Below are 8018 nucleotides of genomic sequence, written 5' to 3'. Positions count from 1 at the left end.
TTTCGCTCTGGACCTTGCCCTTGCTTCTAACACTCAGGTCGGCTTTCAGGCCGCCGTGCCCTTGATCTGTTTTTGATCTTGATCTGCGGGCCCCGTTAACCACGATGGCCGCAAGTAGGCACGGTGGAGCGGGTAAATCGGCAAGGATGCCGATTTAGCCGCGACGGGCCAGGGACGGGCCGTCGCGGCGGCCCGCGGAATCGGGCCTTCGTTCCGGCATGCCGAGCCTAAGCGAGGCACCGAGTGGTGGGGCAGAGACCTTTTGGTTACTTTTGGCTGGGCCGGCATTCCGGGCGTTTGCCAAAAGTGACCCGCTGTAAGAGCGGAACCATAAGTAGCCGTTACCTAAATAACGGATATGCACACCACCACCAGCGCCCCACCCCCCCATCACCGCGGCACCGCCCGAATCACCGCCCGAGGCCCCAAATCAGGCACAGCCTTATCCACCGAAGGCAACTGCGGCGCCTGCACATCCGGCATCGCCCAACTGCGCTCCGGCTGCAACCCACCCTGGGCCCTGCGCATAAACTCATAACGATTGAGCGTAATACTGCGCCCCGCCCCACTGTCACGAATAATGTAGGGCCGCAAAAACACCATCAAATTAGTCTTCGTCACGCTGCGTTTTTCATTGCGAAATAACGCCCCCAACCCCGGAATATCCGATAACCACGGCACCGCGTCATTGCTCTGGCTATAGCCATCCTGCAACAACCCACCGAGCACCATGATCTGCCCGTCATCCAGCAAAATACTCGTATCAATCGCCCGCTTGTTCGTCACCGTCCCGGCGTCCACCGAAGCCCGCGTGTCCACACTGCTGACCTCCTGATAAATATCCAGCTTCACCGTCCCGCCCTCGGAAATCTGCGGCCGCACGTTCAGCTTCAGCCCCACCTCCTCACGCTGCACCGTCTGGAACGGGTTATTACTCGTGCCCCCGCCCCCAGTCACATAACTGCCGGTGACAAACGGAATCGTCTGCCCCACAAAAATACTCGCCGCCTCGTTATCCAGCGTCAGCAGGTTCGGCGTCGACAGCACATTGGTCCCGCCCTTGCTCTTCAACGCCCGGGCCAGCACCTTGAGGTCCAACACCTTGCCCACCCCCGGAATATCCACCGTGCCGTTCACCAGCCCGATGTTCAACCCCTTGGGCAATACATCAATGCTGGTCTTGCTGGTAGGCGTTGCATTCAACCCGCTACCCCCCAAATTCACCCCGCCAAACCCACCCTTCCCGGCCAGGTTCCCCGCCTGCCACTGCACCCCAAACTCGGTGGCATCGTCCTCGCCCACTTCGACGATCAGGCTCTCGATCACCACCTGGGCGCGGCGCTGGTCGAGCATGTCGATCACCTCCCGCAGGTTGCGATACAACGGGTCCGGTGCCGAGATCAGCAAGGTGTTGGTGGTGGCGTCCGCCTGGATCGTCACGCCACCGGCGCTGAACGCGGTGTTCTGGTCGCTGGTGGAAGAAGTGCCGGTGGAACTGGTGTCCTGCCCGTAACCGCTGGGCTGGGCAGTGCCGCTGCCGGTAGGTGTACCGCTGCTGTTTTGGGTACTGCCCTGGCCGGTCTGGGTGTTGCCGCCCATGCTGCTCAGTTTTCCGCGAGCATTGTCACCGGCACCGGTATCGCTCTCGCCGGTGAGCAAGCCCCGCAGTGACTGCGCCAACTTGCCCGCCTGGGCGTTGCGCAGGTACACCACGTGCATATTGCTCGGGTTGCTCTGGGCATTGTCCAGCTTGTAGATCAGGTTGCGTGCCAGCTCGGTACGCTCCGGGCTGCCGGCGCGGATGATGATGGAATTGGAGCGCGGGTCACCGATCACGTTGATCTTCTGGGTCTGGTCGGCACCCTGGGTTTCCAGCAGCTCCGAGACCATGGCGGCAATGTCCACGGCGATGCCGTTCTGCACTTTCACCACGTCGGTGTCGATGGCACTTGGGGTGTCGATGCCGTCGATGATCTGTGCCACGCGAGCGAGGTTTTCCGCGTAGTCGGTGATGACGATGCTGTTGTTGCCGGGGTAGGCGTTAATCGGGTTGTTCGGCGACACGATGGGGCGCAGCACCGGGATCAGGTTCACCGCGTTTTCGTATTGCAAGCGGAAGGTGCGGGTCTGCATGCCCTGCCCGCCCGGGTTGGCGCCGCTGTAGATCGGCCCGCCCAACAGTTTGGCATCCGCCTCCGGCACCACTTGGGCCACGCCGCCCACGTCGACCACGCTGAAGCCCTGCATGCGCAGCGCCGCCAGCAGCATGTCGTAGGCCTGATGCGCCGGTACCTGGCCTTCGCTGACCAGGGTGAGGTTACCTTTGACGCGTGGGTCTACCAGGAATTGCTGGCCGGTGGCGCGAGACAAGGCGCGCACCACCGCCTGGATATCGGCGTCGACGAAGTTCAGTTGCACCGGTTGATCACCCAACGGGTTGCGCGCTTTGGCCGGCGCTGCGCCATGGCTGCGGGCGCTGTTGGTCACCGGGTGTTGCACCCGTGGCGGCTGCACCGGCTCGCGCTGGCGGTCCAGCGGTGTGTCGCCGCTGCGCCGGGTGTCGGCCAGGGGTTGGCCGAGTTCGCTGTCTACCAACAGCGGCGCGGACGATTGGGGGTTGCTGCACGCTCCCAGCGCCAACAGCAGCAAAGGGGCGACCTTGCGATAAGGCGCAGCGTTGGGCAATGACCACTTCATGAAGCTTCCTTAGCGCCAGGCGCCTGATCCATGCGAACGGTCCCGGACAAGGTGCCGGCCGAGTTTGAAGGGGGGGCATCGCCTGCGCGCTGCAAGCGGGCCTCGGAGACTTCCAGGGAGAATGGCCGGGGATTGGCCAGCAGCCAGTCAACCACGGCATCTGCCGGGGCCTCCTCGAAGGTCAGGCGCCAGCTGCCGGTTTCCTGCGGCTGCAATTGATAGCGGCCCTGTAGCCCGGCGTTGTCGAGGGACTGGTGCAAGGCGGTTTCCAGATCGCGGCTGCGCGGGGCTGTGGCGACACCCTGCAGCAGTACCTGTAAGGCCTCGGCCTGGCTACGCAATTTCGGGGTTTCGACTTGCCAGTAATCAATCTTCTTCAGCGGTGGTTGAATCAACAGCAACCAAATCAGCAGGCCCGCCAGCACCAGGCCGGCGCCCACCAACAGACGTTTTTCACGCACGGCCAGGCCGTTCCAGAACACGTGGGCCTGGCTGCGCAGAAGCTGCAAGCGCTTATTCATCTTCGGCCTCATCGTCTGCATCGGCTTCAACGCGCTCGGCGAGCGGGCCTACCGTCCAGCCTTGGTCGTCGCGGCTCGCACTGAAACCGGCCTGGGCCAGCAGTGCTTGCCCGTCAGAGGCCAGCGCCGGGCTGCGGGTGTCGGGTAGCAGGCTCACACGCAGGCGACCTTGCTCGTAGGTCAGGCTCTCGACGCTGCCCACCATGGACGGCAGGCTGCTGCCCGCCAACGCCAGCAAGCCGGTGAAACGCTGGCCAGGTTCGGCCGCCGCGCCACTCTGGCGTGCGGCCAATTGCTGACGGGCTTGTTGCAGCGGGTTGAGAATCACCGGCAATTCGGGGAAGGCCTGGCGTACTTGTTGGCTCATCTGCGCCTTTAGGCGCTGGCCTTCGTCGACCTGCCGGGCGGCGTAGAGGTTCAGGCCCAGGGTCCAGATGACGACTGCCAATGCGGTACAGGCCAACGCCCTGCCCCAGCCACCAGTGGCCGCTTGCTGAAGCCGACCGTGCAGCCCCCAGCCCGGCAACGCACCGCTCCAACAGGCATCACCGGTCACTTGCAGCACATCGACGCCGGTGGCGAGCAGGTCATCCAGCGCCTGCTTTCCAAGAGGATGCACTGCGCCCTGCTGCACGCTGTGACGCAGCAGCAAATGCCCGTCGCTGAATGCCGCGCCTGGTTGCTCGCTGACCGGCAACATATAGGGCGCCGGGTACAGGCCGCGCACTTTGATTTTCAGCTGGGACGTTACCCGGCCCAGGTGTTCAAGGCTGCTTTTGGGCAGCCAGCCAACCTGCACCACGCCGCTGCTTTCCCGTGGGCCGTGGGCCACATGCATCAACTCCACCGGGCCGAGAATCAGCGCCTGTGCCGCGCAGGTCACCGCGTCATCGACCTTGGCGCAAGGCAATTGCGGCAGTTCCAGGCTGGTCAGCAGGCTGTCCCGGGGATGCAGAAAACACTCCGCCTGGTTATTCGCCAGTTGCGCCAGGCTGCCCTCGCCCTGCTGGCTCACCTGCCCGGCGCGGTCCAGCCAGGCGAATTGCACCGGGCTCTGGGCATTGAGTTCATCCAGCGGCGGCAACGCAATTCGCAAACGCTTCATACGCCCACCCGCGACCAGATCACCTGGGGCTGACGGTCTTCGGCGCGATACAGCAACGCCTCCAGCGTGACCCGACGCTGCTCGCGACGCGCCTGGCCGTACACGCGAAACCACTCGCTGGTAATCCCCACCTGCACCGTGTCCACCGCCACCTGGGGCATGCGCAACCGATTGACGAAATCCCCACGGTTGATAAACCAGCGCCCGCCGTCACGCTCGGCCACCAGTGCCTGGGCCTGCGACAGGCTGAGCCCCGGCACCACGCTACTGAGCACCTCGGCGCTGGCGGTGTTGCCGTTGACCCAGGTATTGCCGGGCAGCACGCTGACGTAACTCGCCAGGCGCCGCAGCTGACGCGGTTCGAGGCCTTCGATACCGCTTAAGTCGGTGAGGCTGCGCAACATCGGGTACTTGGCCGGAATCAACTGCGCCGCCGCGCCGGGCGAGGTGTCGCGGCTGCTGTTGAGGCCGCCGTTGAGTGAGGCCGTACCCTCGCGCTGGTCGTATGAGTCGATTACACGCCGACTGATGCGGCGGCTCACGGCCGGGTCGATGCCGATCAATTGGCACAGGCGCTCGAAGCTTTGCAATTGCGCGGCGTCGGGGTGTTGTTGGGTCACGAGATTGCGCAGGTTGAACTTGCCCTGCTCGTCTTCGATCCGTCCCTCAAAAGCACCGCCCAGGGGCCGTGCCCACTGTTGGTCGAGCCGGGTCAATACGTCCTGGCGGCGCGCGTCCCACAGGAGTTGGCGGCTGGTTTCCAGGCCGCCATTCAACAGCCATTGGCCCTGGATGCGCAGCTGTTCGGCTTCCAGGCTACGGGTGAACACGGTTTGTCGGGTGAGCATGCCACCGGCAATCACTGCGACCACGGCGGCGATCAGCAAGGCGCTGATAATCGCCATGCCGCGCTGCTTCGCCGCTATGGGCAAATGGCTGTTCATCGCCGGCCTTACAACTGCCAGGAGCCGATATCGGCGTTCACACCGTCGCCATCGGGTTTCCCGTCGGCGCCGAGGGAGAACACATCCACTTCGCCGTTGGCACCCGGGTTGAGGTAGTGATACGGGTTGCCCCACGGGTCGTTGGGCAGGCGTTCCAGGTAGGCGCGCCAGTTGCTGTTTTTTGCGTCTGCCGGGCGCTCCACCAGCACCTTCAGGCCCTGGTTCATGGCGGGATAAGTGCCGTGGTCGAGGCGGTAGAGTTTGAGTGCCTGCATCAGCCCGCCGATGTCCTGCTTGGCCGCCGTGGCCCGCGCCTGGTCCGGGCGGTCGAGCACCTTGGGCACCACCAGCGCCGCCAGAATCCCCAGAATCACCACGACTACCATGATCTCGATCAGGGTGAAACCGCGCTGCCTGCGTGGGGACGTGAAGTGTGCGATATCCATCTCGACATTCCTTGGCTTGAGTGCATTTCGTGGCGCAGTGTTGCAAGAACACATGTCAGTCGTGTTGAAAATCCTCGGGAGCTTTGGTCGCCAATCGGTCAACTGCCGGGGCTAGTCTGCGGGCCTGTTTCCCGGTTTTGAGTACGCCATGGTTGGCCCCCGCAACGCGCAAGGTTTCACCCTGATTGAAGTGTTGGTGGCCCTGGCGATCATCGCCGTGGCCATGGCCGCAGCCGTACGCGTGGCCGGGCTGATGACCACCAGCAATGGGCTGCTGCGGGACAAGTCGATGGCGTTGCTGGCGGCCCAGAGTCGCCTGGCGGAACTGCGCCTGGAAGGTCGGCTGAGCCCGGGGCGCAAGACGTTCGACTGCGACCAGGGCCGGCTGAAACTGCGCTGCGAACAAACCATCAGCAACGGGCCGGATGGGCGCCTGTTCCAGGTCAGCGTGCAAGTGCTGGACGCCACCCATGAAGCGCCGCCCCTGGCGCGCCTGGAAACCTTGCTGGGGCGCCCACCGGTGAAGCGCCCGGTTACTGCCGAGTGAGGCTTGGCAACGCCGGTGCGTCGGGCAACTTGTCGAGGGGCACGCGGATTTTTTCAGCGCCGCGTTCGATCTCCACGCTATCGCCCTCGATGGCCGTCAGGCGCACGCCGGGGCTTAAGCGTTCACCCAACAAAAAGCTGCGGGGCGGGCCGTCGTTGAGACTGAGGATCGCCACCGCGCCACGCGCCCCGGCGAGCACGCCGGAGACCTTGATCTGCATGACCGCCGGGGTATTGGAAAACCATTGCACGGCAGGGTTGTCGCTGCGGGCGGCCAATGCCTGGGGTGCGGCTTGCGGGGTGTGCGACTCGGCCGATGTGAGCAGCAGCGGCGTCCAGGTCGCAACCCCCGCCAGCGCCGCCAGCAACGCCACGGCCTGGACGCCGTGGGCGGGTGAGAAACGATGGGCGAATGCCATGGGTGGGACCTCCTGTTTGTCCGTTGCTTCAGGCTACAGGGCAATTCACACCTTTTTATTTCAGCGGCTCATCAGGGAGCGAAAAATGAAACAGCAGGGCTTCACATTGATCGAGTTGATGGTGGTGTTGGTGATCATTGGCATCGCCAGTGCGGCCATCAGCCTGAGTATCAAGCCTGATCCGTTGCACCTGCTGCGCAAGGACGCTGAACGGTTGAGCCAGCTGTTGCAGGTGGCCCAGGCGGAGTCGCGTGCTGATGGTCGGGCGATTACCTGGAAGGCGGATGCCAAGGGGTTTCGCTTTAGCCGCGTTACGGATGATGGGCTGGGGTTGGAAAACTTCAGCGGTGATCAGCAATTGCGTGCGCGGGCCTGGGACAGTGCGTCGATGCAGGTGCGCATTGAGCCTGGGAAAACGTTAGTGCTGGATGCTGAGTGGGTGAATCCGCCGGTGCGGGTGGTGCTGTCGGACGGGCAGCACAGCTTGAGTGTGCAACGGGATGCGGCGGGGTTGTTGCGGGTGGTGGCTCATGAGTGATCAGAAGGGTTTTACGCTGATTGAGGTGATGGTGGCGATCATGTTGATGGCGGTGGTGAGCGTGATTGCCTGGCGGGGGTTAGACAGTGTGACGCGGGCTGATCAGCATTTGCAGGCCAGCAGTGAGCAGACTGAGGTGCTGTTGCGGGCGTTGAATCAACTGCAGTTGGATGTGAGTTTGCGGGCGGGGGTTGAGTTGGGGCCGCCGGTGGGTGACGAGGCGCCCAAGCCTGGGGCGTTGGCGGCGGTGTCGGTGAGGAGTTCGGATAGCAAGGGGTTTCGGTTGGAGGTGATCCGTGGTGCCCCGATTGCCGGGGATGGGTTGCAGCGGGTGCGGTGGTGGCTCAAGGGGGACACGTTGTATCGGGCGGCGGCGCCGGCGCGGGATCGGTATCCGTTGCCGGCGGCCCGGGATGCGGTGGCTGTGTTGGGGCAGGTCAGGGATTTGCAGGTGCGGGTTTGGGATAAGGGGTGGCGGCAGTTGAGTGGGAATCGGCAGGAGGAGCCGCAGGGGATCGAGGTGGTTTTGGTGCGGGAGACGGGTCAGGGGGTGGAGCGGTATCGGCAGGTTTTGGGGCCCCTGCGGTAGTGGGGTGTTGGGCGGGGTACATATCCGTTGCTGCGGTAACGGCTACTTATGGTTTCGCTCTTACAGCGAGTCACTTTGCAAAAGCGTGTACGGACCGGACACATGGTGGACACATGTGCGGGGACATGGTTGACACATTATGAACCGTAATCAGGCTGTTTCACGTCGATCGTTCGCAAAAAATGATGGCAAAAATAAACGTCAAACAGCCCG

At 63.6% G+C, this 8018-nt stretch carries 9 protein-coding genes; 3 read left to right on the top strand and 6 right to left on the bottom strand.

The genetic code is table 11. The annotated features are described in order from the left end of the window. Nucleotides 1-390: 390 nt before the first annotated feature. From gspD to gspG, 5 genes are read right to left on the bottom strand one after another with little or no spacing between them, the layout of a single operon-like run. Nucleotides 391-2697 carry a type II secretion system secretin GspD gene (gspD, locus tag CEC48_RS30250; RefSeq protein WP_088427170.1) on the bottom strand — a complete coding sequence of 769 codons (2307 nt, stop codon included), beginning with the start codon at nt 2695-2697 and terminating at the stop codon, nt 391-393. Further along, complete coding sequence (gene gspM, locus CEC48_RS30245; RefSeq protein ID WP_088427169.1) at nt 2694-3218, bottom strand: type II secretion system protein GspM; 525 nt, start codon at nt 3216-3218, stop codon at nt 2694-2696. The genes gspD and gspM overlap by 4 nt, the downstream gene beginning before the upstream one ends. Beyond that, nucleotides 3211-4323, bottom strand: coding sequence for a type II secretion system protein GspL (gene gspL, locus CEC48_RS30240; protein ID WP_088427168.1), 1113 nt, complete (start codon nt 4321-4323; stop codon nt 3211-3213). The genes gspM and gspL overlap by 8 nt, the downstream gene beginning before the upstream one ends. Beyond that, a complete protein-coding gene (gene gspK, locus CEC48_RS30235) occupies nt 4320-5267 on the bottom strand; it encodes a type II secretion system minor pseudopilin GspK (RefSeq protein WP_176438807.1) in 948 nt (315 codons plus the stop codon). Before gspK ends, gspL begins: the two co-directional genes overlap by 4 nt. Nucleotides 5268-5275: 8 nt before the next feature. Continuing rightward, a complete protein-coding gene (gspG, locus tag CEC48_RS30230) occupies nt 5276-5713 on the bottom strand; it encodes a type II secretion system major pseudopilin GspG (protein ID WP_088427167.1) in 438 nt (145 codons plus the stop codon). A 148-nt stretch (nt 5714-5861) separates the two neighbouring features. On the opposite strand from gspG, the gene gspI reads away from it, so the two are divergent. Beyond that, nucleotides 5862-6260: a type II secretion system minor pseudopilin GspI gene (gene gspI / locus CEC48_RS30225; protein ID WP_088427166.1), complete on the top strand. Its 399-nt coding sequence runs from the start codon at nt 5862-5864 to the stop codon at nt 6258-6260. Here gspI and CEC48_RS30220 read toward each other — a convergent pair. Beyond that, complete coding sequence (locus tag CEC48_RS30220; RefSeq protein WP_088427165.1) at nt 6247-6678, bottom strand: type II secretion system protein N; 432 nt, start codon at nt 6676-6678, stop codon at nt 6247-6249. The two genes, gspI and CEC48_RS30220, sit on opposite strands and share 14 nt — an antisense overlap. A gap of 85 nt (nt 6679-6763) precedes the next feature. Between CEC48_RS30220 and gspH the strand changes: the two genes are divergently transcribed. Further along, the gene (gene gspH / locus CEC48_RS30215; RefSeq protein WP_088427164.1) at nt 6764-7216 is read left to right on the top strand and encodes a type II secretion system minor pseudopilin GspH; all 453 of its coding nucleotides are present in this window, start codon (nt 6764-6766) and stop codon (nt 7214-7216) included. After that, complete coding sequence (locus CEC48_RS30210) at nt 7209-7805, top strand: type II secretion system protein GspJ (RefSeq protein ID WP_088427163.1); 597 nt, start codon at nt 7209-7211, stop codon at nt 7803-7805. The genes gspH and CEC48_RS30210 overlap by 8 nt, the downstream gene beginning before the upstream one ends. Nucleotides 7806-8018: the final 213 nt, after the last annotated feature.

The sequence above is a fragment of the Pseudomonas sp. K2I15 genome, from assembly GCF_002204795.1.
Classification (GTDB): Bacteria; Pseudomonadota; Gammaproteobacteria; order Pseudomonadales; family Pseudomonadaceae; genus Aquipseudomonas.
The sequence above is the reverse complement of the archived record's forward strand: the minus strand, read 5'-3'. Positions and strand labels throughout refer to the sequence as shown.